We start from the raw sequence: 25387 nt of genomic DNA, 5'->3' as shown, positions 1-25387 counted from the left end.
CCCTGCCTTCCCCGGCATAATATGATCCCCCCGCAGCGGCACCTGATTTACCCGACAGAGCCTTCCAGCGAGATCGCGACCAGTTGCTGCGCTTCCATGGCGAATTCCATCGGCAAGGCTTGCAGAACGTCGCGGCAGAACCCGTTGACGACCAGCGCCACCGCCTCTTCCTCGTCCATGCCGCGCTGGCGGCAGTAGAACATCTGGTCATCGTCCACTTTCGACGTCGTCGCCTCATGCTCCACGCGGGACGAGTTATTCTTGACCTCGATATAAGGCACCGTGTGCGCCCCGCACTTATCACCGATCAGCAGGCTGTCGCACTGCGTATAGTTGCGCGATTCCTTGGCCTTGGGGTGCATGCTTACCAAACCGCGATAGGTATTCTGCGCCTTCCCGGCGCTGATCCCCTTGCTGACGATGCGCGATTTCGTGCGCTTGCCCAGATGGATCATCTTGGTGCCGGTATCGGCCTGCTGCATGTTGTTGGCGATGGCGATGGAATAGAATTCGCCCTGACTGTCATCGCCGCGCAGGATACAGCTGGGGTATTTCCACGTCACCGCGGACCCGGTTTCGACCTGCGTCCACATCACCTTGGCCCGGTCGCCGCGGCAATCGGCCCGCTTGGTGACAAAGTTGTAGATGCCGCCCTTGCCGTTCTCATCACCGGGATACCAGTTCTGAACGGTGGAGTACTTCACCTCGGCGTCTTCCTCGATGATGATCTCGACGACCGCGGCGTGCAGCTGCGCCTCGTCCCGCTGGGGCGCCGTGCAGCCCTCCAAATAGCTGACATAGCTGCCCTTGTCGGCGATGATCAGGGTACGCTCGAACTGGCCGGTATTTTCCGCATTGATGCGGAAATACGTCGACAGTTCCATGGGGCAGCGCACGCCGGGCGGCACATAGACGAATGAGCCGTCCGAGAACACAGCCGAATTCAGCGTTGCGTAGAAGTTGTCATTCACCGGCACGACGCTGCCCAGATACTTTCTGACCAGTTCGGGATGCTCGCGGATCGCCTCGGAGATCGAGCAGAAAATCACCCCCGCCTCAAGCAGCTCTTTCTGGAATGTCGTCCCGACGGAAACCGAGTCGAACACCGCATCGACGGCGACCTTCCGCGCCTCGGCAGGCATCTCGCCCGCGCCTTCGACGCCGGCCAGAATGGCCTGCTCCTGCAAGGGAATGCCCAGCTTGCTATAGGTCGCCAGCAGCTTGGGATCGACCTCGTCCAGCGATTTCGGCTTGACCATCATCGACTTGGGCCGCGCGTAGTAATACTGATCCTGAAAGTCGATTTCGGGATAGTCGACCATCGCCCAGTCAGGCTCGGTCTTGGTCAGCCATGTCTCATAGGCGGCAAGGCGCCATTCGGTCATCCACGCTGGCTCTTCGTTGTTTTCCGAGATCAGGCGCACGATATCGGGCGTAAGGCCTTTCGGCGCATATTCCATCTCGACGTCGGTGGACCAGCCATGTTTGTAGGCACCGCCCACCTCGCGAACGCGGTCGACCGTGTCTTGGTCAACGCCCTCCTTGACCACATCCTCGTGGGTCCGTGCCTCATCCAATACCGTCATGTCCAAGTCTCCCGTATCAAGCTGCGCCGCTTCGCGCGCGATGTCTGTCCAGATGCTTCAGCCACGTCTCGGCAAAGCGCATGATCTCGTCTTCCGTCGTCTGCGGGCCCAACGATACCCGAATGGCCGATGCCGAATCCGCCTCGCCGTACCCCATCGCCCGCAACACGGCGCTGGCGCGCACCTTGCCGCTGGAACAGGCCGACCCGGCCGATACGGCAAAGCCAGCAAGGTCCATGGCCATCACCTGCGTCTCGCCTTTCCAACCCGGCGTGAGCAAGCAACAGGTGTTCGGCAGCCGCGCCGCACCTTTCCCGACAAAAATAGTCTTATTTTCGGCGGCTGCAATGGTCTTTTCTAGAATGTTTCTAAGTTTCTCGATCCGACCCCATACGCCAGCGCCTAAATCGCGCGCCGCCGCCTCTGCCGCGGCCCCGAATCCGGCGATCCCAATAATGTTCTCGGTGCCCGACCGACGGCCCATTTCCTGCCCGCCGCCCTTGATTTGTGCAGCCACGTCGGTACCGCGCCGCACCACTAGCGCGCCGATGCCCTTGGGTCCGCCCAGCTTATGCGCCGAAATCAGCGCCATCTGCGCCCCGCTCCAGTTAAAGGCGACCGGCAGTTTGCCAAAGCCCTGCGTCATGTCACAAACGGCGACGCCCTCTGGCAGGTCCTGAACAATTCCCGTCTCCGAATTGGCCAGTTGCAGCGCCGTCCGCCCGGCATCGACCACGTTGACTGCCCCATCCGGCGACACGCCCAGCCCCCCATCAGCCCAGGCCGCCACGGCCTCATGCTCAACCGGCGCCGAGGCCAAGCCGCGCCCGGCGCACGCCAGCGCCGCCGCCTCGGTCGCACCGGAGGTAAAGATCACATCCGCCCCATCCGCGCCCAGCGCCGCCGCCACCTGAGCGCGCGCGCGCTCGACCATCGCCTTGGCCGTGCGACCCTCGGCATGAACGCTTGACGGATTGCCAACGATATCCATCGCCGCAATCATCGCCGTGCGCGCCTCGCCTCGCAAAGGTGCCGTCGCATTATAATCCAAATAGACGCGCGGCTTCATGTCGCCCCGCTTTCAATGTTCCAAAAATACTCAAATCGCGCTGCGCCAAGCAGTGCAATTCCTACACAAGGCCACATCATTCGTCATCCACCACCGCAAAAAGCGACGGAACAGCCGGACATGGTGCCAGCGTGTTGCCCACGACATCGCTCAACCGCGTCTGGTGCAGGTAGACATAAACCTGCGCGCTCAGCCCCTCCCACAGACGGTTCGTCATCGACTGCGCGCGCGTGCCCGACGCGCCGCCGGACGCGCCTGCGCCCTTGTGCAAGGCATCCAGCGTCTCGTCGACGGCGGCCAGGATTTCCGACACCCGAATCTCGGACGTGGGCCGCGCCAGACGATATCCACCACCTGGGCCGCGCACCGACATCACCAGATCGGCGCGCCGCAGTTTGACAAAGAGCTGTTCGAGATAGGGCAAAGATATGCTCTGACGCCGCGATACCTCGCCTAGCGTGACAAGTCCGCCTTCGGGCTGAAGCGCGATATCTGACAGCGCAACCATTGCATAACGCCCCTTGGTGCTGAGTTTCATGGCGATCTGCCCCCTGCTGCCTGTGAATAGATTGACCTTGCGCGCCCGGACGCTTATCTCAGCCCAAGCTCACCCGAACCAGCCACCTGCATCCGCAGGAGTAGCCCAAATTTTAGAATTGTTCTAAGGCGCACCGGCACCCCAGTCAACGGAGATTCCCGTAAATGGACTTTGCCGCAGCCCAGATCCGACAGCAAGGAACGCCGAATGCCTGAGGTAATCTTTCCCGGCCCCGAGGGCCGAATTGAAGGCCGCTATCACCCCCAGAAAGAAAAAGACGCGCCCATCGCCATCGTGCTGCACCCGCATCCGCAGTTCGGCGGTACAATGAACAACAAGGTCGTCTACAACCTGCATTACGCTTTTTACAAAATGGGCTTTACCGTGCTGCGCTTCAACTTCCGCGGCGTGGGCCGATCACAGGGCGAATACGATCAGGGCGTGGGCGAATTGTCCGACGCGGCATCGGCGCTGGACTACCTGCAGTCGATGAATGCCAATTCCAAGCATTGCTGGGTCGCGGGCTTCTCGTTCGGGGCGTGGATCGGTATGCAACTGCTGATGCGGCGCCCCGAGATCACCGGGTTCATCAGTGTCTCGCCCCCGGCGAACATGTATGATTTTTCGTTCCTCGCACCCTGCCCCGCATCCGGCCTGATCATCAACGGTCTGTCCGACCGCGTCGCGCCGCCTGCGGACACGACTGCGCTGGTCAACAAGCTGCACGATCAGCAAGGAATTACCATCCAGCATGACGAAGTCGAAGGCGCGGGACACTTCTTTGAAGAACCACATATGGACACGATGATCGATACCGTCACCGGCTACGTCAAGCGCCGCCTGACCGAAGGCACCCGCTAAGCCAATGGCCTGACATCGAAAACCACTAAAGCGGCCTCTGACTGCCACCCGCATATCGCTGCTGACCAGCGCCGCACCGGTGGATGGTTCGGGAGCGCGCCGCGCGGGGATATTTATAGGCAAGAAGAAAGCCGGGGCCGGGTCAGGATGATCCGGCCTTTTTCTTTTTGGCGGCGTTGATTGCCTTGGTTTTTGCCACGACCTTTTCCGCCAGATCCCGCGCGATGGAGAAAGCGCCTTTGATCTTGTCGCTGTCTTTTTTCCAGTCGCGGCGCACGATGATCTTGTTGTCCTTGATCTTGGCGAGGCCGCGCTGATCCTTGATGAACCCGACGAGACCTTCCGGGGACGCGAATTTATCATTGTGGAACTGGATGGTCGCGCCCTTGGGGCCGGCGTCCAGCTTGGCGATGCCGGCTTTGCGGCACATGCCCTTGATCCGCACGACCAGCAGGAGGGTGTTCACCTCCTTGGGCAGCGGGCCGAAGCGGTCGATCAGTTCGGCTGCGAAGCCTTCCAATTCGACCTTGGTATCCAGACTGCTGAGGCGCCGGTAGAGGCCGAGGCGCACGTCAAGATCGGGCACGTAATCCTCGGGGATCAGGACCGGCACGCCAAGGTTGATCTGCGGCGCCCATTGGCCGCCATCGTCGGCGATGCCCTCGGTTTCGCCGGATTTGATCTTGGCGACCGCCTCTTCCAGCATGGATTGATACAGCTCATAGCCGACATCGCGCATCTGGCCGGACTGTTCCTCGCCCAACAGGTTGCCGGCGCCGCGAATGTCGAGATCCTGGCTGGCCAGCGTGAAACCGGCGCCAAGCGTGTCGAGGCTGCCGAGGACCCGCAGGCGTTTCTCGGCGGCGGGCGTGAGCTTCAGACGTGGTTTGGTGGTCAGATATGCGTAGGCGCGTGTTTTGGAGCGACCCACGCGTCCCCGGATCTGATAGAGCTGGCTGAGGCCGAACATATCGGCGCGGTGGATGATCATGGTGTTGGCTGTCGGGATATCCAGCCCCGATTCGACGATGGTCGTCGCCAGCAGCACATCGTATTTGCCGTCGTAGAAGGCGTTCATGCGACTGTCCAACTCGCCCGCCGCCATCTGGCCATGGGCGATCATGTAACTGACTTCGGGCACCTCATTGTCCAGAAACGCCTCGACCTCTGGCAGGTCGGAAATGCGCGGGACCACGAAGAAGCTTTGGCCGCCACGATAATGTTCGCGCAGCAGCGCCTCGCGCAGCGTGACGGTGTCGAATTCGCTGACATAGGTGCGGATCGACAGACGGTCGACCGGGGGCGTTCCGATGATCGACAGATCCCGAACGCCCGACAGGCTGAGTTGCAGCGTGCGCGGGATCGGCGTGGCGGTCAGGGTCAGGACGTGGACGTCGCTGCGCAGCGCCTTGAGCCGTTCCTTGTGCCCTACGCCAAAGCGCTGTTCTTCGTCGATGATGAGCAGGCCAAGATTCTGGAAACGCACGGATTTTGCCAGCAGCGCATGAGTGCCGACGACAATATCGACCTGGCCCTTGGCCAGCCCGTCGCGCGTCAGGGCCGCGTCCCTGGCGCTGACGAAACGCGACAGGGGGCGCACATTGATGGGAAAGCCGCGAAACCGCTCGGCAAAGCTCTTGTAGTGTTGACGTGCGAGCAGCGTGGTCGGGGCGATGACGGCGACCTGCATGCCCGACATGGCGGCGGCAAAGGCGGCGCGCATCGCCACCTCGGTCTTGCCAAAGCCGACATCGCCGCAGATCAGCCGGTCCATCGGCGTGCCGGCCTGAAGGTCGGCCATCACGTCCTCGATCGCGCGCAGCTGGTCCTCGGTTTCCTCATAGGGGAAGCGGGCCGAGAATTCCTCCCACGCGTGATGCTCGGGTTCCAGAACGGGGGCGCTGCGCAGGGCGCGCTCGGCGGCGATGCGGATCAGGCGGTCGGCCATCTCGCGGATGCGTTCCTTCAGCTTGGCCTTTTTCGCCTGCCATGCGCCGCCGCCGAGCCGGTCCAGCAACCCCTCTTCGTGGCCATAGCGGCTGAGCAGTTCGATATTCTCGACCGGCAGATACAGCCGGGACGCTTCGGCATATTCCAGCACAAGGCACTCATGCGCGGCGCCCAACGCCGTGACCACCTCCAGCCCCAGATAGCGGCCGATGCCGTGATCGACATGCACCACCAGATCGCCGGGGCTGATGCTGCTCGCCTCGCTCAGGAAATTCTGGGCGCGGCGGCGGCGTTTGGGCGCGCGGATCAGGCGGTCGCCCAGAATGTCCTGCTCGGCAACGACGGTCAGGTGGGCGCCCTGATGCGACCCCTCAAAGCCCGTTTCAAGCCCCCAGACCGCCAGATGCAGGCCCGTTTTGCCCAGCCGCTGGGCCGAGGTGACGGTAACGGGGCCGATCAGACCCTCATCCTCCAGCAGGCCATCCATCCGCTCGCGGGCGCCCTCGGAATAGCTGGCCAGCAGAACGGGACCTTGGGCCATTTTCGTCTGAATATGATCCTTCAAGGCACCGAAAAGGCTGATATTTTCCTGTTGGCGTTCTGGCGCGAAACTGCGCCCGATGCGCCCGCCTGCATCGGTCACGCCGGGGCCGGTCGCCTGTGGCAACGCCGACAGTTGCAGCGCGCGGTGCGGCGCCAGGGCGGCCTCCCACGCGGCATCGTCCAGATAGAGCAGGCTGGGCGGCACGGGTTTATAAACACTATCGCTGCGCCCTTTGGCGGTCATGGCGTGCTGGCGCGCGCCGTACTGATCTTCGATACTGTCCCACCGCGCAACGCGGGCGGGTGTGACGGCGTCATCCAGCAGTACGGGCGCGCCCGGGATGTAATCGAACAGCGTTTCCAGTTTATCGTGAAAGAAGGGTAGCCAATGTTCGGCGCCCTGCGCCTTGCGGCCTGCGCTGACCGCTTCGTACAGCGGGTCGTCGGACCCGGCAGAGCCGAACTCGATGCGATAGTTCTGCCTGAATCGGGTGATCGCGGCATCGTCCAGGATGACTTCGGACACCGGCGCCAGTTCGATCATGTCCAGCTTGCGGGTGGTGCGCTGGGTGACGGGATCAAAGCGGCGCGCCCCGTCCAGAACGTCGCCGAACAGGTCCAGCCGCACAGGACCACCGCCATCCGCATCACCCGGCGGGAAGATGTCGATGATACCGCCGCGGATCGCATAATCGCCCGGCTCGGTCACGGTGGGGCTGTTGACGAACCCCATCCGCACGAGGAACGCACGCAGCGCCGCCTCGTCGATGCGCTGGCCGACATGGGCGGTGAAGGCTGCACCGCGCAGGATACTGCGCGCCGGGATGCGCTGCATCGCAGCGCCAAGCGTGGTCAGCAGAACATATTGCCCCGGCATGCCATGCACCAACCCGGCCAACGTGGCCATGCGCGCCGCAGAGATATCGGCATTGGGCGATACACGATCATAGGGCAGACAATCCCACGCCGGAAACTGCACCACCGGCATTTCGGGCGCAAAGAAACGCAGCGCGGCAGCCATCGCTGCCATGCGTTTATCGTCGCGGGCGATATGCAGGGCCGGGCCGGCGGCGCGCGCCACCTCGTCCAGCACGAGGCGCGCGTCGAACCCTTCGGGCGCGCCTGAAACGGTGATTTTGGGGGATCGCTGGGTCATGTAATGTACTTTCGCGGGGGCGTCATCCGCCCAAGGCTGAGAAGCTCATGTTTTGATACATGCCCCACATGGCAGTGACAAAGATCGACAGCATGCCGATAATCTGCACATGAAGGCGGTGACGAAAGAGCCGCTTGATCAGCGGCGCGCCGGTCAGCCCGGCGGCATCGATATGTCGGGCGGTGCGCAGGGACAGCAGCCAGACCACCGACATGGGCATCGCCAGAAGGAATATCGCCTGCGCAAATTCGCGACCGTAGACCCAGCCCAGCAGAGCGGCGGTGGTCAGCGCAAAGCACACGATACCCGTCAGCACCAGCCCGCTCTCCTGCACGATATAGAGGATACGCCGGATATTGATGCGCACCAAAACATTCATATCCTGCATGGCGCCATCGTTTTGCGTTTCCTTGTGGGCGCGCAACACCATGTCCCACGGCACGCCCAGAATATAGTGACTGGTCGAGGACCACATTACCGCCAGCGCAATCCAGAACCACAGGTTACTGAAACTGCGCATGTCGATCATCTCGAATACGGTTGCGTACCAGTCCACGATGGCTCCAGCCTGCCTAATGCGTCTTGCGGGGCCTGCGAGTCAGGCAGGTCCGGGAACGCGTCTTGTGCCGTTCGGTTGCCCCGCACATAGTGCCCTGTCCGACCTCGGATGGGGCGCCATGCGCATGGCTGCGCCTCTCTTAGCGCCGCGCCGCGACAATTCCCACCCTTGAGATGGGGGAATTTCCGTGGCACCTAAGGCGCATTGCCGCACATGAAAGACGCCTCATGCACCCTGTCCTGTCCCCCTTTCCCGCCAGCCGTCCGCGCCGCCTGCGCCGCACGCCCGGCCTGCGCGCGCTGGCCGCCGAGAACACCCTGAGCGCGGGCGATCTGATCTGGCCCGTCTTCGTGCGCGACGGCGAGAACGTCGAGGAACCCGTTGCCTCGATGCCCGGTGTCAATCGGCTGAGCGTCGACCGCGCCGCGCACGCCGCGCGCGAGGCGGCGGATCTGGGTCTCCCCGCAATCTGCCTTTTCCCTTACACTGGCGCGGACAAGCGCACGGCTGACTGCGCCGAGGCGTGGAATCCCGACAACCTCAGCAACCGTGCGACACGCGCCATCAAGGCCGCCGTGCCGGACATGTTGGTGATGGCCGATGTCGCGCTGGATCCCTATTCCGATACCGGCCATGACGGGTTCGTGCGAGATGGCGTCATCGTCAATGATGAAACGGTCGAGGCGTTGGTCAAACAGGCCCTCGCGCAGGCCGAGGCGGGCGTGGACATCATCGGCCCGTCGGACATGATGGACGGACGCATCGGCGCAATCCGCACGGCGCTGGAGGCGGCGGGACATCAGGACATCGTACTGCTGAGCTATGCCGCAAAATACGCCAGTGCGTTTTACGGCCCGTTCCGCGATGCGGTGGGCGCGTCCGGCGCGCTGAAGGGGGACAAGCGGACCTACCAGATGGACCCGACCAATTCGGACGAGGCGATGCGCATGATCGCGCGCGATCTGGCCGAGGGCGCCGATGCGATCATGGTCAAGCCCGGCCTGCCCTATCTGGACATCTGCCGCCGCGCCAAGGACACCTTTGGCGCGCCGACCTATGCCTATCAGGTCAGCGGCGAATATGCGATGATCGCAGCCGCCGCACAGAATGGCTGGATCGACGGCGAAAAAGCGATGACCGAAAGCCTTTTGGCGTTCAAGCGGGCCGGTTGTGACGGAATTCTGACTTATTTCGCTCCTGCCATGGCCCGCCTTCTGACCTGACACCGGCGCCCGGCAACACCTGCCGCGGGCGATATTTTGCGCATATATGTGCCCTTTGCGTGACAATGGGCAAATGCTTGCCTATAGTCGCGCACAGATCGACCGGTGAAACGGTCGGCGGGGCTTCAGGCAACGAACAGGCATATATTGACATGAGCATTATTTCCAGACGCGGATTCACGCTGGGCGCCCTTGGTTTGGGCGGTACGGCACTGGCTGGTTGCAGCAATGGCATCGGCAGCGTTGCGCCTCAGCAGATCGACGCGCGCGTCGACACGACGCTGCGCTATCTCTACGAAACCTACCCCGGCACGCGCAGCCTGTACGAGAAATCGGCAGGCATGCTGATCATGCCCCTGATGACCGAGGCCGGGCTGGGTCTGGGCGGCGGCTACGGGCGCGGCGCGCTGCGGATCAACAACCAGACAGTCGATTACTACTCGGCCGCCAAGGGCACCGTGGGCCTGCAAATCGGCGCGCAACAATTTGCGCATGTGCTGTTCTTCATGACCGAAAGCGCGCTGGCTGGCTTCCGCCGATCCTCGGGGTGGGCTGCTGGCGCCGATATCGGCTATGTGTTCAAGGATACCGCCGAAAACCTGCGTGCCGATACGACGACATCGTCGTCGCCAGTGATCGCTGTGGTGTTTGGCCAGGCCGGTCTGATGGCGGGCGCCTCGCTGGAAGGCATGAAGTACAGCCGCATCATTCCCTGACGTGCAGCCAGCGCCGGGGGTAATCCCTGGGCGCCGACGCATGACCTGTCAGTGCAGGGTGAATTCCCCCGTCACGTTTTGCCATTCGCCCGGCGAAATCAGCTTGCGATGGCTGAACCGCACGGAATGCAGCGGGCCATCCAGTTCCCGCTGCCAGAATTCGACGAATTTGAACAGGTTGGGATGATCCGGCGCGATGTCGTAATCTTGCCAGACGTAACTGTTCAGCACATGGACATAATCGGGCATGCCATAGAAGAATTCGGCGGTGGTCAGACCGTACCCTTTCAGCATCATTTCCGTCTCGCTCATCGGCATCTGTCATGCTCCTTACTTGCTCGATATAATCATGATGCCAGAAAGAAATTACTTTTCAATAAAAACAGTCTGTTAGCAGACTCCTCTGGTGGCTGCCAAAACCCGCCCGCATGCACCATTGCACCCCATATCATGGCGGTGATATAGCTTTGTCGCACCAGATGTGGAACGAGCGACAAGGTAGGCCCCGTTTTGACCGATACGCCGCAACCCCCCGAAGACATGGATGAAATGACACCCGAGCGGCCGGTCTATGACGGCCCGACCGTGTCCATCGAAGAAGAGATGAAGACGTCCTATCTGGATTACGCGATGTCGGTCATCGTCAGCCGCGCGATCCCCGATCTGCGTGACGGGTTGAAGCCGGTGCATCGCCGCATCCTCTATGCGATGTTCGAGGGGGGCAATACCCACGACAAGCCCTACCGCAAATCCGCCCGTGCCGTCGGTGACGTCATGGGTAAATACCACCCGCACGGCGATAGCGCGATCTATGACGCGCTGGTGCGCATGGCGCAGGATTTCTCGATGTCGCTGCCGCTGCTGGACGGTCAGGGCAACTTCGGCTCGATGGACGGCGATAACCCCGCCGCCATGCGCTATACCGAGGTCCGCATGGACAAACCGGCCGCCTACCTTCTCGCCGATATCGACAAGGAAACCGTCGATTTTCAGGATAATTACGACGGCAAGGACCGCGAGCCGACGGTCCTGCCCGCCCGGTTCCCCAACATGCTGGTCAATGGCGCGGGCGGCATCGCCGTCGGCATGGCCACCAACATCCCGCCCCACAACCTGGGCGAAGTGATCACCGCCACGCTGGCGCTGATCGAAAACCCGGACCTGACCAGCGAAGACCTGATCGAGTATATTCCCGGCCCCGATTTCCCTACGGGCGGCATGATGCTGGGCCGGTCCGGCGCGCGCAAAGCGTACCTTGAGGGCCGCGGCAGCGTCATCGTGCGCGCCAAGACCCGGATCGAGGAAATCCGCAAGGATCGCTGGGCGATCATCATCGACCAGATCCCGTATCAGGTGAATAAATCCACCATGATCGAGCGCATCGCCGAGGCCGCCCGCGACAAGCGGATCGACGGTATCGCGCATGTGCAGGACGAATCCGACCGCGACGGCGTGCGCGTGGTGGTCGAACTGAAACGCGACGCCACCGCCGAGGTCGTGCTGAACCAGCTGTTCCGCTTTACCCCGATGCAGACGTATTTCGGCTGCAACATGCTGGCCCTCAACGGTGGCCGCCCCGAGCAGCTGACGCTGCGCCGGTTCCTGACCTGCTTCATCGATTTTCGCGAGGATGTCGTCGCCCGCCGCACCGCGTATGAATTGCGCAAGGCGCGCGAGCGCAGCCATATCCTGTGCGGTCTGGCCGTCGCGGTCAGCAATGTGGACGAGGTCGTCGCAACGATCCGCGCGTCGATGGACGCGGCGGACGCCCGGCGAAGACTGATGGAACGCCGCTGGCCTGCCGGTGAGATCCTTGAATACATCGCGCTGATCGACGATCCGACCCATACCGCCAATGAGGATGGCACCTATAACCTGTCCGAAATTCAGGCGCGCGCCATTCTGGAGCTGCGCCTGCAACGCCTGACCCAACTGGGCGTCAAGGAAGTCACGGACGAGCTGCGCGAACTGGCCGGCAAGATCAAGGAATACCTCGCCATTCTGGCATCACGCGAGCGGATCATGGAGATCATCGCGAACGAGCTGGCCGAGGTGCGCGAACTCTTTGCCGTACCGCGCCGCACCCAGATCGTCGACTGGTCCGGCGACATGGACGACGAGGATCTGATCGAGCGCGAGGACATGGTCGTGACAGTCACGTCCGGCGGCTATATCAAGCGCACCGCTCTGGCCGATTTCCGCAGCCAGAAACGCGGCGGCAAGGGGCTGAGCGGCATGGCAACCAAGGATGAGGATGTCGTCACCACCCTCTTTGTCGCCAACACCCATACGCAGCTATTGTTCTTCACCACCGACGGCATGGTCTACAAACTAAAGACATGGCGCCTGCCCCAGGGGGGCCGCACTTCCAAGGGCAAGGCAATCGTCAACATCCTGCCGATCCCCACCGGCGTGTCCATCGCCGCCATCATGCCGGTCGACCGGGACGAGGCCGAATGGGACGATCTGCAAGTGGTCTTTGCCACCTCGGCAGGCACCGTGCGCCGCAACAAGCTGTCGGATTTCACCAACGTGCGCAGCAACGGCAAGATCGCCATGCGGTTCGAGGAAGAGAACGCCGGCATCACGCTGATCAATGCGCGGATTGCTTCGAACGATGACGATATCATGCTGGTCACGTCCTCGGGCCGGGCCATACGCTTTCGTGCGACGGACGTGCGCGTGTTCAACAGCCGCGCGTCGCTGGGCGTGCGGGGCATCCGCCTGACCGGCGAAGATGCGGTCGTATCGATGTCGATCATCCCGCATTTCGAAGCCACATCGGACGACCGCGCGGCATATCTGAAAATGCGCCGCGCGCAGGCCGGCCTCACCGAAGAAGAGGTGGACGCGGCGGACGAGGATGGCGACGCCAACGCTCAGCTGAGCCAGGAGCAGTTTGCCGCCATGAAGGATGCCGAGACGTTGATCCTTACGATCACGGCGCAGGGCAACGGCAAGCTCAGCTCGTCTCACGACTATCCCATTCGCGGGCGCGGCGGCATGGGCGTGGCAGCCATGGACAGGGCGATGCGCGGCGGTGCGCTGGTCGCGTCCTTCCCGGTGACGCAGGAAGATCAGATCATGCTGGCGACCTCCAAGGGGCAGTCGATCCGCGTACCGGTGCAGGGCATTTCCTTCCGCTCGCGCAGTGCAGGCGGGGTCAAGGTGTTCAATACCGGCAAGAACGAGACCGTCGTCAGCGTCGCATGGATCGCCGAGCAGACCGATGACGATGTGATCGAAGGCGAGACACCCATCGAAGCATCTGGCGGGACACCAGCGGAGGACGCATGAGCGACGCGTCCCCGCGCCCCCTGACCAAACTTGTTGCGCTGGCGTCTAGCCTTGTCGTGGCGGGGATCGCGGTCGTTGCCCTGTGGAACTATCTGGGCGGCAGCGGCGGCGACGACCCGGCCACGCGTACCAGCGTCATCAGCCCGGTGCAGGATGCCGTGAGGGCGGCCGCAGCCCATTCCGAAACCTGCGGTCACCGTCTTTCAAGTATTGCGCGCGTGAATACTGCGCAGGGCGGGGATCTGGATGCACGCCTGGCTGAAACCAAGGATTGCGGCGCCATCGCCAGACGTCTGGCCGTCGCAGGCTACAGTGCGCTCGACATCGCTACCGGCCCGGACGATTCACCCCTGCGGGCGGAATTCCTCGACTCTGCTGGATCGCTGCTAAGCATCTATGAGATGCAGGGCGACGATTTCGATCTGATTCAGGACCTGCTGCAAAACGCCCGCGCCGACGATACGCCGGTGGCGTCACTTGCCAGCGATATCAACTACACGCTGGGCAATTCCGCACCTGACATCGCCGCCGCAGAGGGCCAGCTTGCGCGTACGCAGGCCGCCTACCGCTCGGGCGGGTGACGGTAGCGCGCCCGTTCAGGCAGGCGGATAGAGCGCGCTGAACTTCTCCTCCAGATAGGCCATCAGCGGCGCCTCTGTCGGCTCGAACCCGCAGGCGCGCGTGATCAATTCGCGCGGAGTGTACAGCCCGCCATGCTGCTGGACGTTCTCCCGCAGCCAGCCCATCGCCTGCCCCATGTCGCCCTGCGCCAGCCCGGCATCCAGATCCGGCACCGCTTGGCGCAGCGCCTCGGCCAGACAGCCGGCATAGACATTGCCAAGGCTGTAGGTCGGGAAATACCCAAAAAGACCAACCGACCAATGCACATCCTGCAAACAACCCTGCGATGCGCGCGGTACATCGTATCCAAAATCAGCCTTGAACCTTGCGTTCCAGGCCTCCTCCAGATCGCCCGTCGCCAGATCTCCGGCGATCAGCGCCCGTTCCAGATCGAACCGCATCAGGATGTGCAGGTTATATTGCACCTCGTCCGCCTCGGTGCGGATGAAACCGCGATGCAGGCTGTTGACAGCGGCGTAAAATGCGTCCTCGCTCTCAATCCCGAAATCACCGAAGGCATCGCGCATCTGGCCGTATAGCCAGCCGGTAAAGGCGCGGCTGCGGCCCAGCTGATTTTCGACGATCCGGCTCTGGCTTTCATGCACGCCCATCGACACGCCCGCGCCCAGAGGCGTCAGCGCATAGGCTGGATCGATCGACTGCTCGTAGACCGCGTGACCGGCCTCATGCATCGTCGAATAAAGGCAGTTGAATGGGTCGTCCTCGGCCGTGCGCGTGGTGATGCGCACGTCGCTGCCAGACCCGCTTGAGAAGGGATGCACCGCCTTGTCGATGCGCCCGCGCTGCATGTCATAGCCGCACACGCGCGCCAATTGCCGCGCCAACCGCATCTGCGCCTGCGTGTCGAACTGCCCCGTCACCCGCAACGCCGGCATGCCGTTCAGCGCCGCCTCGCGCAGCATGATCAGCCCGGGGCGCAGCGCGCCGAACATCGCCTCAAGATCGGCAGCCTTGGCGCCCGGCTCGTAATCATCCAGCATCGCGTCATAGACGTCACCGCCATCGGCCAGCGCCGCGCCCTCCTCGCGTTTCAGCGCGAGGATCTCGTCCAGAACGGGCGCGAAACCGGCGAAATCGTCGGCCTCGCGTGCCTCGGCCCATTTGCCTTGGCTCAAAGCTGTCTGGCGCGCCAGTGCAGCCGCCAGATCGCCCGGAACGCGTTGCGTGCGCTCGAAACTGCGGCGGATATGGCGCAGCTGCGCTTCACCTTCCTGCGTCAGCGCCTCATCGCCTGCCGCCTCCAGCCAGTCCCCGATGCGCATATCGGTGCGCCGCGCATGCAGCACCGCATGCAGCGCGCCCGTCTCCTCCGAACGCTGGGCTGCGGCCCCGCGCGGCATCACCGTCTCGCGGTCCCATGACAGCCGTCCGGCGATCTGCGCCAATGCCTCGGTCTGGCGCTGGTGCGCCATCAGATCGTCATACGCGCTCATGTCACTTGCCCCTTACCGATTGCGCCAGCGGATACCCGGCATGAAAGCGCGCCCGCAGGATCAGCGTCCAGACGATCACCGCCAGGAACTGGTGCAGAATCGCCACCTGCCACGGCGCGGCCAGCACAACCGTCACGATCCCAACTCCGACCTGCGCAAGGACACTGTAGAGCGCGAGCATGAAGGCGCTCCGCGTCGCCACATTTGCGCTACGCCGCCCACGCAACAGCACCACAACCGAGAACACCAGCAGCGCATACCCGGTCATGCGGTGAATGAATTGCACCGTGCCCGCATTTTCAAAAAGGTTGCGCCACCACGGCTCGAACGCCATCATCTGTGGCGGCCAAAGCCCCCCGCCCATCAGCGGCCATTCGGCATAGCTGCGACCAGCATCAATGCCCGCGACCAACGCGCCAATGAGTATTTGAAGAAAGGCGAAATGCAGCCACCCCGTGCCCAGCCCGAACAGCCGCGCCTCGCGCGCGCGCCGGGCCTGCATGACCTCCCGCTCGGGTCGACCCAGCAGTAGCATATACCACGCGATGAACCCCAGAATGACAAAGGCCAGCCCCAGATGCGCGGCAAGGCGGTAGGACGCAACGGCTGTCCTGTCACCGCCCAGCCCGGAATGGACCATCCACCAGCCCACCGCGCCCTGAAGCCCGCCCAACGCGCCCAGCAGCAGCAGCCGCCTTGTCCAGCCCACCGGGATCTGGCGCGCAGCAAGGAAACCGAAGAAACCAACGGCCCAGACCAGACCGATCACGCGGCCCAGTTGCCGGTGGCCCCATTCCCACCAATAGATGAATTTGAAATCTTCGAGGCTCATCCAGCTGTTCTGTGCCTGAAATTGCGGAATCGCCTGATAGCGCTCGAATTCAGCCTGCCAATCGGCGGCATTCAGCGGCGGCAACGCACCTGTCAGCGGGCGCCATTCAGTGATCGACAGGCCACTATCGGTCAGCCGCGTCAGCCCCCCAACGGCAATCATCACCACGACCAACGCGAACAGCACCATCAGCCACAGCCGGATACCGCGCCGCGCGCCGCGCCGCCCCTCGTCGATCATGCCGCCCTTGGGCTGGACGCGCGCCGCCCCCTGGGCGTCCACCTCCTGAAAAATGCTGCGTTTTTCCGCCATTGCTGACACTCCTCAGATCGGTCGCTGGGGAACATTAATGCGCGCGCCCCGCCCCTTCAAGCGCCGCCGTCCCCGCGATCCTTCCAGCGGACCATCTGGCGCAGAATTCCGTGCAGCAGACGCGTATCGGCCTGCGTCAATGGCATGCGCGACCAGAAGTTGCGCAAGGTCTGGCGCATGTTGGCGGCCTTGTGATCGGGGAAGAAGAACCCGGCCTCGCCCATCCGCGCGTCGTAATGCGTCGCCAGCGCCTCGATCTCGATCTGGTCGGCCCATTGAGTGTTGTGCATATGCACGCGCCCCTCAGGGATCGCGCCCGCCGCACGGCGCCACTCATAAGCGGTCAGCAGGACGCATTGGGCCAGATTGAGGCTGGGAAAATCGGGATTGACCGGCACGGTGATGATCGCATTGGCGCGCACTACATCGTCATTTTCCAGTCCTGCCCGCTCGGGCCCAAACATCACGGCGACCTTTTGCCCTTGGGATATGCGCAGGGCGGCATCGCGCATCGCCTCTTCGGGGCTAAGGATCGGCTTGGTCAGTTCGCGCCCCCGCGCGGTCGTCGCATAGACATAGTGGCAATCGCCCAACGCACCGGGCAGATCGTCCAGCAGCAGCGCCTCGTCCAGAAGGCGGCCCGCCCCGCTGGCCATTGCCACGGCGCTGGGATTGGGCCAGCCGTCGCGCGGCGCGACGACGCGCATCCGGTCCAGGCCGAAATTCCACATCGCGCGCGCTGCTGCGCCGATATTCTCGCCCATCTGTGGGCGCACCAGCACGAAGGCCGGCTGGGGTTTTTCGGTAGGCATCGCTTTACCTCTCACTCGGCTTCGGGCCTATCCTTGCCCCGGCGCCTTGAGAAACCCTCGCTTCAGGCACCTTTCCCACTGTTTTCGCGCCATCGTGGATCAGCGAAATTCGGACAGGCAAGGAGTCCGGCTGAAAAACAAAAAAGCCGCGCAGAACCGGCGCGGCTTTTCAAACTCACAAGGCTTCAGCAGATCTTACTTGATCTTGCCTTCCTTGTACTCGACATGCTTGCGCACGACGGGGTCGTATTTCTTGATCGCCATCTTCTCGGTCATGGTGCGCGCGTTTTTCTTGGTCACGTAGAAGTGGCCGGTGCCCGCGGTCGAGTTCAGGCGGATCTTGATTGTGGTCGGCTTCGCCATTTTTCATCTCCTGCGCCGGGCAGCCGCGCTGCCGGTGAATACATTTGTCTGCCTTTTAACCCCGCTACGCCCCGAGTCAACCGCCATTACACCATATAGGCAGCCCCGCGCCCCGGTTTTTTCTTGGCCCAAATACCCAAATCCGCTCATCTCTACGCCCCGCTGCCATCTCTGGCTGGGCGGCGCCGGAAAATTCGCAGAATTATCTGCAACAAAGGCCAAAACGCGCGGAGGGCCTATAAGCCGGATTCTGTCCAGAGCGGGCCGAAACCTGCCCCTGGATGACCATTCATCTAAAGACGATGTTACCACCGCCCCTTTGGCTGCCAACCCGGACCGTCGGGCCAAGACGTGCCTGCGGACGGTATCGGGCGTACCCGACCTGCCCCGCGCGCGGTCCCTATTTGGCATTGCTCCCGGTGGGGCTTGCCGTGCCGGCGCTGTTGCCAGACCCGCGGTGGGCTCTTACCCCACCGTTTCACCCTTACTCAAGCTGATCGCGAGCGATCTGCGAAAGCGGTTTCTTTTCTGTGGCGCTTTCCCTCGGGTTACCCCGGCCGGGCGTTACCCGGCACCGTTGTCTTGTGGAGTCCGGACTTTCCTCCCCGGCAGGGTTGCCCCTGCCAAAGCGGCCATCCGGCCCTCCGCGCAGGTGCCAGTTAAGCGCCCCGCCCGCTCCGGTCAACGGGAAACCGCGCGGCGATATTGGCCAGCACCGCCATGTCCGCAACCTCCAGCGGCCCGCACGCCCATGGACGCCAGCGCAGGCGCAGGGCGGTCAGCACCTCGGCGTCGCTGAACTGCGCGCCATAGCCGACCTGTCCGGCCAATTCCCGAAACGCCGCAGCATCGGCGGATGCACCCGCCTCTGGCCAGACGGCCAGCCCCTGCAATGCCAGACGCCGCCAGTCGAAATGCGGGCCGGGATCATCCTTGCGATCCGGCGCCACGTCCGAGTGGCCAATCACGCGCTCGGGTGGAATATGCCAGCGCGCCATGATACCGCGCGTCAGCATCTCCAATACACGCATCTGGGGCTGAGGAAAAGGATGAGTGCCGCGACTGGCCAGTTCGATCCCGATAGAGCGGGAATTGACCTCGGCCACATCGCCCCAACTGCCCTGCCCGGCATGCCATGCGCGCTGCGCTTCACCAACCAGCTGCCACAGACGGCCATTCTCGCCGATGACGTAATGGCAGGACACGCCAGCACCGGGGTCGCACAGGCGCGTGACGGCGGCTTCGGCTGTTGCCATGTTGGTAAAATGCAGCAACAGGATGTCGGGGCGCGCGCCATCTCTGCGCGCGCCGTAATTCGGGGACGGTTGCCAGAGCACCGCAGGCACTGCGGGGGTACTAACCTCGTGTGCGGTCACGGTTTCAGCCGCCGGCGGCCTTGCGGAACGGACGCGGGTCCCAGCCACAGGCAAACCCGTCGCCGTCAGGATCCAGCCCCAGACGATCCCGCTCGGGCCCGCCCTTCTCCAGAAACGCGATCTGCGCCAGATCCGGGCCGGAGTATCCTGCGCAATTGCGCTCGGATTTGGACTGCTTGCTCAGTCCGATACGCTTGTACAGCTGAGTGCCCGGCGCATGCTTGCTGCTCAGCGCATAGGCCACGATATTGGGGCCCTCGTCGCCACTGCGGCCGGTCAGCGACTGAACCGAGGCAACCTGATATTGCTGGCGCGCAGCGGCGACGCGCGCAGCGTCATCCTCGATCGTGCGTTGCGAACTGACGACGTCAAAGTTGTTCTCGACCGAAATGCCGGAACTGTTGGTGGTCTGCGGCACCGGGTTGCCGGGGTCGGTCTGCGCGATGGACGTGTCGGAACTGACGGCCAGATCTGCGGAGTCGCTGCCCAGTGCTGCGCGTGTCTGCGCGACGATATCGTCGGCATCGCTACCGCCCAGCGGCTGGCTGCTGACCACGTCCGGCGCGGGAAGGGCTGCGCCGGACAACTGCGCATCGCGCGCTGCCTGCCGCGCCTCATAGTCGCTATAGCTGCCAAGACCGACGCCCGCGCCGCTATCGGGCGCATTTTCGGGAATGGAGGTTCCGCACGCGGCCAATGCCAAAAGGGCTGCGCTTGCCATCAGAAATCGCTTGTTCACTTTCGCCTCGCTTACTGCGTTCTGCGCATTACCACCATTTGTCAGGCTTGGCTACAAATCCGGCGGACCGCTCCAGCGCGTAGGCGCAATTCAGCAGATCGCCCTCTTCCCATGGCCGTCCGATCAGTTGCAGCCCCAAGGGCAGCCCCTGCGCGTCCTGCCCGGCAGGCACCGTGATGCCCGGAAGGCCGGCCAGATTGACCGTCACGGTAAACACATCGTTCAGATACATCTGCACCGGATCAGTGCTGGCCATTTCGCCCAGACCGAAGGCGGCGCTGGGGGTGGCGGGCGCCAGGATGGCGTCGACGCCATCCTCGAACACCTGTTCAAAATCGCGCTTGATCAGCGTGCGCACCTTGCGCGCGCGGTTGTAATAGGCGTCGTAGAAGCCTGCGGACAGCACATAAGTGCCCACCATGACGCGGCGCTGCACCTCGGGGCCGAACCCCTCGGCGCGGGTCTTCTCGTACATCTCGGTGATGCCGTCGCCCGGCGCCAGCGTGGCGCGGTGGCCATAGCGCACGCCGTCATAGCGCGCGAGGTTGCTGGATGCCTCGGCAGGCGCGATCACGTAATAGGCAGGCAGCGCGTATTTGGTGTGCGGCAGGGAAATGTCGCGCACCTCGGCGCCGGCATCCTTCAGCATCGCGGTGCCATCTGCCCAGAGCTTTTCGATCTCGGCGTTCATCCCGTCCATGCGGTATTCCTTGGGGATGCCGATGACCTTGCCGGATATGTCACCGGACAGCGCCGCCTCGAAATCCGGCACCGCCATGTCGGCGCTGGTGGAGTCCTTGGGATCATGGCCGCACATCGCGCCCAGCATGATCGCGGAATCGCGCACCGTCTTGGTCATCGGTCCCGCCTGATCAAGGCTGGAGGCATAGGCGACCACCCCCCAGCGCGAACAGCGTCCATAGGTCGGCTTGATCCCGGTGATGCCGCTAAAGGCGGCTGGCTGGCGGATCGACCCGCCCGTATCGGTCCCCGTCGCGCCCAGGCACAGATCGGCAGCCACAGCGGCGGCCGAGCCACCGGACGAGCCGCCCGGCGTCAGCGGGGTATCGTCACCGGTGCGGCGCCACGGATTGACAGCATTGCCGTAAACGCTGGTTTCGGTGCTGGAACCCATGGCGAATTCGTCCATGTTCAGCTTGCCCAGCATGACGGCGCCCGCACCGAACAGCTTGGACGTGACGGTCGATTCGTATTCCGGGGTAAAGCCTTCCAATATGCCGCTGGCGGCCTGACTTGGCACGCCCTTGGTGCAGAACAGATCCTTGATGCCCAGCGGAATACCGCACATGCCCGGCGCATCGCCCGCCCGCAGTCGAACATCCGCAGCGGCGGCCATGTCGCGCGCCATCTGGGGCGTGTCGTGCACGAAGGCGTTCAGCGCGCCTGCACCACTGATGGCTGTCAGGCAGGCATCCGTCAGCTCGGCGCTGGTGATATCGCCCTTCCGCAGCTGATCGCGGGCCTCGGCGATTGTAAGCGTATTAAGATCGGACATCATTCCACCACCTTCGGCACGGCAAAAAACCCCTCGCGCGCGTCGGGCGCGTTCGACAATACCTTGGCCTGCTGGCCGCCATCCGTCACCTCATCGGCGCGGCGCGGCAGGCGCATGGGCGTAACCGACGTCATCGGCGCGACCCCGTCTACATCCACCTCGCCCAGTTGTTCGATAAAGCCGAGAATGGTGTTGAATTCGGCGGCCAGTGCCGGCAGCGCGTCAGCTTCGACGCGGATGCGGGCCAGTTTGGCCACGCGCGCGGCGGTGCTTGTGTCGATGGACATGGGGGCGGTCCTCTGGATGTGAGCGTCAAGTCAGCGTTTAGCGCCGCCCCGGTTCGGGTGCAAGTATCGCGGCGGGAACCGGTGGCGCGCGCCGCGCGCTGTGATAGCGTCGGTCGAACACCTTGGAGGCAAAACACATGAAGATCATCTGGCTTGGACACAGTTCGTTTCGAATCGAATGGGGCGGGCAAACGCTACTTATTGACCCATGGCTGAGCGGCAACCCGATGCTGCCCGAGGCGCGCCGCGACGAGGCGACCACGGGCGCCACGCATATCCTGCTGACCCACGCACATTTCGATCATGCCAGCGATACGCTGGATCTGTCGCGCAAGCTGAAAATTCCGGTTGTCGGCCAGTTCGACCTGATGAACCATTGGGCTGAGAATGAAGGCATCAAGACGGTTGGCTTCAACAAGGGCGGCACCGTTGATCTGGGCGGCGTGCGCGTGACGATGGTCCACGCCACCCATTCCAGCAGCGTTGCGGGCAAGGATGGCCCCGTCGCAGTCGGCAGCGAATGTGGCTACATGATCGAGCACGGCGGTCGCAAGATCTATGTCAGCGGCGATACGGACGTCATGGCCGACATGGGTGTCTTTCAGGCACTGCACGCGCCCGAGGTCGGCATCCTCTGCGCAGGCGGTCATTTCACGATGGACATGCGCCGCGCGGCCTATGCCGCCAAGACGTTCTTTGATTTCAAGACCGTCATTCCCTGCCATTACCGCACCTTCGACGTACTAGAACAAACCGCGGATACGCTGGTGGCTGCCCTGCCCGGCGTAAACGTGATCGAACCACAGGTTCTGGAGGCAATTGATCTCTGACGTCGCAATTGGGTATTTGAACCAGGAAAAAGCCGGGGAGGCTCTCTTGTCTCCCCAGCCATCCCCTTGCTTCAATCGCCCCCAACACAAGGGCGTTCGGAGAGCGTGTCGATTATAACCGTGATCTCGGTCGTAGCGATAAGCTGTGTAAGAGTTGGGGCCCCGGGTCAAACACGATTGACGGCGGTTTGCGCAAAGACATGCATTTCAGGCGTGCTGGGGATTGAACGTGGGCCTTCATGTTCACAGCGCACGCATAATCCGCGCGCTGTGAACATCTGAAACTCTGTCACGCAAGCATGCGCTGGCTCTTGGGATCGTAGAACGGGGCGAGGCTGACCGTCGCGGGACTCTCTTGCCCCTCGACAAGGACCGTGTAGGTTCCATTCGCCAGATCCTGTTTGGATGTTGCGCCGTCCGGCAAAGACAGAAAGCACAGGCCGACCGCAGAGCCGACGGTGTTGCCATAGGCCCCGGCCGTCACATAGCCCGCCACGTTGCCATCCCGCAGCAGCGGTTCGTTGTGATGCAGAAGCGGCGCAGGGTCATCGAGCTTGACGAAGCACAGGAATGGCCCCTTGTTTTCCGCCTTCCGGGCCAGGTACGCGTCGCGCCCGATGAAGGGGATTGCCTTGTTTGGCTTGCAGACGAACCCCAGGCCGATCTGGTGCGGCGCTTCGGTATAGGCCATATCATGACCCCAATGCAGGAAGCCCTTTTCGAGGCGCAGCGCATTCAGCGCCTCGCCGCCGATCAGCCGCAGACCATGTTTTTGACCCGCCGCCTCGAGCACCTCGAATACGTGTTCGGCAAAATCCGGGGTCACGAAGATTTCCCAGCCCAACTCGCCCGAATAGGACAGGCGCTGCGCGGTCACTTTTGCGTGGCCGATGTGGAAACTCTGCAAGCTGTTGAACGGGAACGCAGCGTTCGACAGGTCGATACCGGAGACTTCGGCCAGCACGTCGCGGCTCTTTGGTCCCATCAGGCCCAGCACACCGAAGGCGGACGTGGTGTCACGCAGCCGCACATCTTCGCCCGCGGCGATATTGCGGCGCAGGTGCAGGTAGTCGCGCCGGGTGTGCGAGATCGAACTCATGACCATGTAGGAATTATCACCGTGGCGGGCGACGGTCACGTCGCTTTCGATTCCGCCGCGCTCGTTCAGCATCAGGGTGTAGGCAACGCGGCCCACTGGCATCGCCATGTCGTTGGTGCAAACCCGTTGCAGAAACGCCTCGGCATCCGCGCCTTCGACCATCAGCTTGCCCAGCATCGAATAGTCGATCATCGCGACCGCCTCGCGGGCCGCCTTCTGTTCGGCCATGGCGCAGTCGAACCAGTTCTGCCGCCCGAAGCTGTATTCGTATTCCGGTGTCATGCCTTCGGTCGCGAACCAGCCCGGCCGCTCCCAGCCCTGCAATTCGGCAAAGCAGGCGCCGCGCGCTTTCAGCGCGTGATGGAAGGGCGTGCGGCGCAGATTGCGCAGGGTTTCGCGCTGCCGGTTCGGCCAATGCATGGCATAGGTCAGCACCAGCGTTTCGGGGCAACGTTCCTGCAAATAGGGATCGCGGGCCTGGAATTCCTCGCAGCGCGCCGGGTCCATTTCGGACAGGTCCATTGGCGCATGGCCTTTCATGATCCAGTCCGCCAGCGCCTTGCCTGCGCCGGGACCGGATTGAATGCCGGTAGAGTTCACCCCTGCCAGCACGAAATACCCATCGATATCCGGCGCCGGGCCAAGCGTGAAGCGCCCATCGTAGGAATAGCTTTCCGGCCCGTTAAAGAACGTCCGGATCCCCGTTTCCTGCAATAGCGGCACGCGGTTCATCGCCAGTTCCAGCACTTCCATCACGTCATCCTCGACGAACGGCAGACTGTCGAAGCAGAAATCCTCGGATATGCCCTTGGTCGCCCAAGGCTTGGCCTGAAAATGCGCAAAGCCGAACAGCAGCTTGCCCGCGTCTTCCTTCCAATAGGTGCCATCGCAATATGACCGCAGGACCGGCAGGTCGCTGGGCAGGTCGGGGATGGATTCAGTCACCAGATAGTAATGTTCGCACGCGTGAATCGGCACACCGACATCGTTCTGACGGCCCAGATCGCGTGCCCACATGCCGCCGCAGTTGACGACAAAATCGGCGGTGATCGTCCCCTGATCGGTGCGTACGCCGCGCACCTTGCCGCCCTCGACCAGCACCTCATCGACCTTGACATGCTCAAAGATCGAGGCGCCGTATTTGCGCGCGCCCTTGGCCAGCGCCGTGGTCAGGTCGATGGGGTTGGCCGATCCGTCGCTGGGCATGTAGATCCCGCCCAGCACGCCTTCGGGGTTCATCAGGGGCCAGCGTTCGCTGATCTCTGCTGTGGACATCGCATGCGCCTCGATGCCGAACAGGCGGGCGAAATCCGCCTTGCGCTTCAGTTCTGCGTAGCGCTCGTCATTGACCGCAATCGAGATCGAGCCGCTGCGGCGATAGCCCGGATTCTGGCCGGTCTCGGCCTCGATTTCCTCCAGAAGTTCGATACCGTATTTGGCAAAGGCGGTTGTGCTGTGACTGCCCTGCAATTGCCCGACCAGACCGGCGGCGTGCCAGGTGGTGCCGCTGGTCAGTTGTTTGCGCTCCAGCAGAACAACGTCATTCCAGCCTTCCTTGGCCAGATGATAGGCGACCGAACAGCCGTGAATACCGCCGCCGATGATCACGACCTGCGCGTGGGAAGGAAGCTGTTTTGCCATGAATATC

21 protein-coding genes and 1 other RNA gene are annotated in these 25387 nt (G+C 63.0%); 6 read left to right on the top strand and 16 right to left on the bottom strand.

Going from position 1 to position 25387, the window contains the following annotated elements; all coding sequences use genetic code 11:
• Positions 1-47 precede the first annotated feature (47 nt).
• The 3 genes from sufB to FGD77_RS13845 all read right to left on the bottom strand — a co-directional run bounded on the left by sufB (position 48) and on the right by FGD77_RS13845 (position 3193).
• Positions 48-1586, bottom strand: a complete 1539-nt coding sequence (sufB, locus tag FGD77_RS13855) for a Fe-S cluster assembly protein SufB (protein ID WP_255010650.1) — start codon at positions 1584-1586, stop codon at positions 48-50.
• Positions 1587-1602: 16 nt separating this feature from the next.
• Positions 1603-2655: a cysteine desulfurase family protein gene (locus FGD77_RS13850; protein ID WP_255010647.1), complete on the bottom strand. Its 1053-nt coding sequence runs from the start codon at positions 2653-2655 to the stop codon at positions 1603-1605.
• Between the two features lie 76 nt (positions 2656-2731).
• On the bottom strand, positions 2732-3193 hold the full coding sequence (locus FGD77_RS13845; RefSeq protein WP_255010646.1) for an Rrf2 family transcriptional regulator: 462 nt from the start codon (positions 3191-3193) through the stop codon (positions 2732-2734).
• 207 nt (positions 3194-3400) lie between these two features.
• Here FGD77_RS13845 and FGD77_RS13840 point away from each other — a divergent pair, with 207 nt between their 5' ends.
• Entirely contained in the window at positions 3401-4054 is a 654-nt protein-coding gene (locus FGD77_RS13840) for an alpha/beta hydrolase (RefSeq protein WP_255010645.1), read from the top strand.
• Between the two features lie 142 nt (positions 4055-4196).
• Here the strand turns inward: FGD77_RS13840 and mfd are convergent, their stop codons facing one another.
• A complete protein-coding gene (mfd, locus tag FGD77_RS13835; protein ID WP_255010644.1) occupies positions 4197-7703 on the bottom strand; it encodes a transcription-repair coupling factor in 3507 nt (1168 codons plus the stop codon).
• Positions 7704-7725: 22 nt separating this feature from the next.
• Complete coding sequence (locus tag FGD77_RS13830) at positions 7726-8259, bottom strand: component of SufBCD complex (protein ID WP_255010643.1); 534 nt, start codon at positions 8257-8259, stop codon at positions 7726-7728.
• A gap of 230 nt (positions 8260-8489) precedes the next feature.
• On the opposite strand from FGD77_RS13830, the gene hemB reads away from it, so the two are divergent.
• Positions 8490-9485 carry a porphobilinogen synthase gene (gene hemB, locus FGD77_RS13825; RefSeq protein WP_255010642.1) on the top strand — a complete coding sequence of 332 codons (996 nt, stop codon included), beginning with the start codon at positions 8490-8492 and terminating at the stop codon, positions 9483-9485.
• 152 nt (positions 9486-9637) lie between these two features.
• A complete protein-coding gene (locus FGD77_RS13820; protein WP_255010639.1) occupies positions 9638-10201 on the top strand; it encodes a YSC84-related protein in 564 nt (187 codons plus the stop codon).
• 48 nt (positions 10202-10249) lie between these two features.
• Here FGD77_RS13820 and FGD77_RS13815 read toward each other — a convergent pair whose 3' ends face one another.
• On the bottom strand, positions 10250-10519 hold the full coding sequence (locus tag FGD77_RS13815) for an usg protein (RefSeq protein WP_255010637.1): 270 nt from the start codon (positions 10517-10519) through the stop codon (positions 10250-10252).
• Between the two features lie 222 nt (positions 10520-10741).
• Here FGD77_RS13815 and gyrA point away from each other — a divergent pair, with 222 nt between their 5' ends.
• Both gyrA and FGD77_RS13805 read left to right on the top strand, forming a co-directional pair.
• Complete coding sequence (gyrA, locus tag FGD77_RS13810; RefSeq protein WP_255014227.1) at positions 10742-13498, top strand: DNA gyrase subunit A; 2757 nt, start codon at positions 10742-10744, stop codon at positions 13496-13498.
• The gene (locus FGD77_RS13805) at positions 13495-14079 is read left to right on the top strand and encodes a hypothetical protein (protein WP_255010635.1); all 585 of its coding nucleotides are present in this window, start codon (positions 13495-13497) and stop codon (positions 14077-14079) included. Before gyrA ends, FGD77_RS13805 begins: the two co-directional genes overlap by 4 nt.
• Positions 14080-14094: 15 nt before the next feature.
• On the opposite strand, the gene FGD77_RS13800 is transcribed toward FGD77_RS13805, so the two are convergent.
• The 9 genes from FGD77_RS13800 to gatC all read right to left on the bottom strand — a co-directional run bounded on the left by FGD77_RS13800 (position 14095) and on the right by gatC (position 21810).
• A complete protein-coding gene (locus FGD77_RS13800; RefSeq protein ID WP_255010633.1) occupies positions 14095-15573 on the bottom strand; it encodes a carboxypeptidase M32 in 1479 nt (492 codons plus the stop codon).
• Position 15574: 1 nt separating this feature from the next.
• The gene (gene ctaA, locus FGD77_RS13795) at positions 15575-16717 is read right to left on the bottom strand and encodes a heme A synthase (protein WP_255010631.1); all 1143 of its coding nucleotides are present in this window, start codon (positions 16715-16717) and stop codon (positions 15575-15577) included.
• A gap of 56 nt (positions 16718-16773) precedes the next feature.
• Complete coding sequence (locus FGD77_RS13790) at positions 16774-17529, bottom strand: RNA methyltransferase (RefSeq protein ID WP_255010628.1); 756 nt, start codon at positions 17527-17529, stop codon at positions 16774-16776.
• A 195-nt stretch (positions 17530-17724) separates the two neighbouring features.
• Positions 17725-17892 (bottom strand): 50S ribosomal protein L33, encoded by a 168-nt coding sequence (gene rpmG, locus FGD77_RS13785; protein ID WP_007204264.1) that lies wholly within the window; start codon positions 17890-17892, stop codon positions 17725-17727.
• Positions 17893-18115: 223 nt separating this feature from the next.
• Positions 18116-18540: RNase P RNA component class A (rnpB, locus tag FGD77_RS13780), an RNA gene on the bottom strand.
• An 11-nt stretch (positions 18541-18551) separates the two neighbouring features.
• Complete coding sequence (locus FGD77_RS13775) at positions 18552-19268, bottom strand: N-acetylmuramoyl-L-alanine amidase (RefSeq protein ID WP_255010620.1); 717 nt, start codon at positions 19266-19268, stop codon at positions 18552-18554.
• Positions 19269-19272: 4 nt separating this feature from the next.
• Positions 19273-19989, bottom strand: a complete 717-nt coding sequence (locus FGD77_RS13770; RefSeq protein ID WP_255010619.1) for a hypothetical protein — start codon at positions 19987-19989, stop codon at positions 19273-19275.
• 46 nt (positions 19990-20035) lie between these two features.
• Positions 20036-21523, bottom strand: coding sequence for an Asp-tRNA(Asn)/Glu-tRNA(Gln) amidotransferase subunit GatA (gene gatA, locus FGD77_RS13765; RefSeq protein WP_255010617.1), 1488 nt, complete (start codon positions 21521-21523; stop codon positions 20036-20038).
• Positions 21523-21810, bottom strand: a complete 288-nt coding sequence (gatC, locus tag FGD77_RS13760; RefSeq protein ID WP_255010616.1) for an Asp-tRNA(Asn)/Glu-tRNA(Gln) amidotransferase subunit GatC — start codon at positions 21808-21810, stop codon at positions 21523-21525. Before gatC ends, gatA begins: the two co-directional genes overlap by 1 nt.
• A 137-nt stretch (positions 21811-21947) precedes the next feature.
• Between gatC and FGD77_RS13755 the strand changes: the two genes are divergently transcribed.
• Positions 21948-22640 carry a metal-dependent hydrolase gene (locus FGD77_RS13755; protein ID WP_255010614.1) on the top strand — a complete coding sequence of 231 codons (693 nt, stop codon included), beginning with the start codon at positions 21948-21950 and terminating at the stop codon, positions 22638-22640.
• A 289-nt stretch (positions 22641-22929) separates the two neighbouring features.
• On the opposite strand, the gene FGD77_RS13750 is transcribed toward FGD77_RS13755, so the two are convergent.
• Positions 22930-25380, bottom strand: coding sequence for an FAD-dependent oxidoreductase (locus FGD77_RS13750; RefSeq protein WP_255010613.1), 2451 nt, complete (start codon positions 25378-25380; stop codon positions 22930-22932).
• Positions 25381-25387 lie beyond the last annotated feature (7 nt).

This window comes from Roseovarius sp. M141 (genome assembly GCF_024355225.1).
GTDB lineage: Bacteria > Pseudomonadota > Alphaproteobacteria > Rhodobacterales > Rhodobacteraceae > Roseovarius.
Note: the sequence above shows the minus strand (reverse complement) of the source record. Positions and strands in the feature narration are given on the sequence as shown.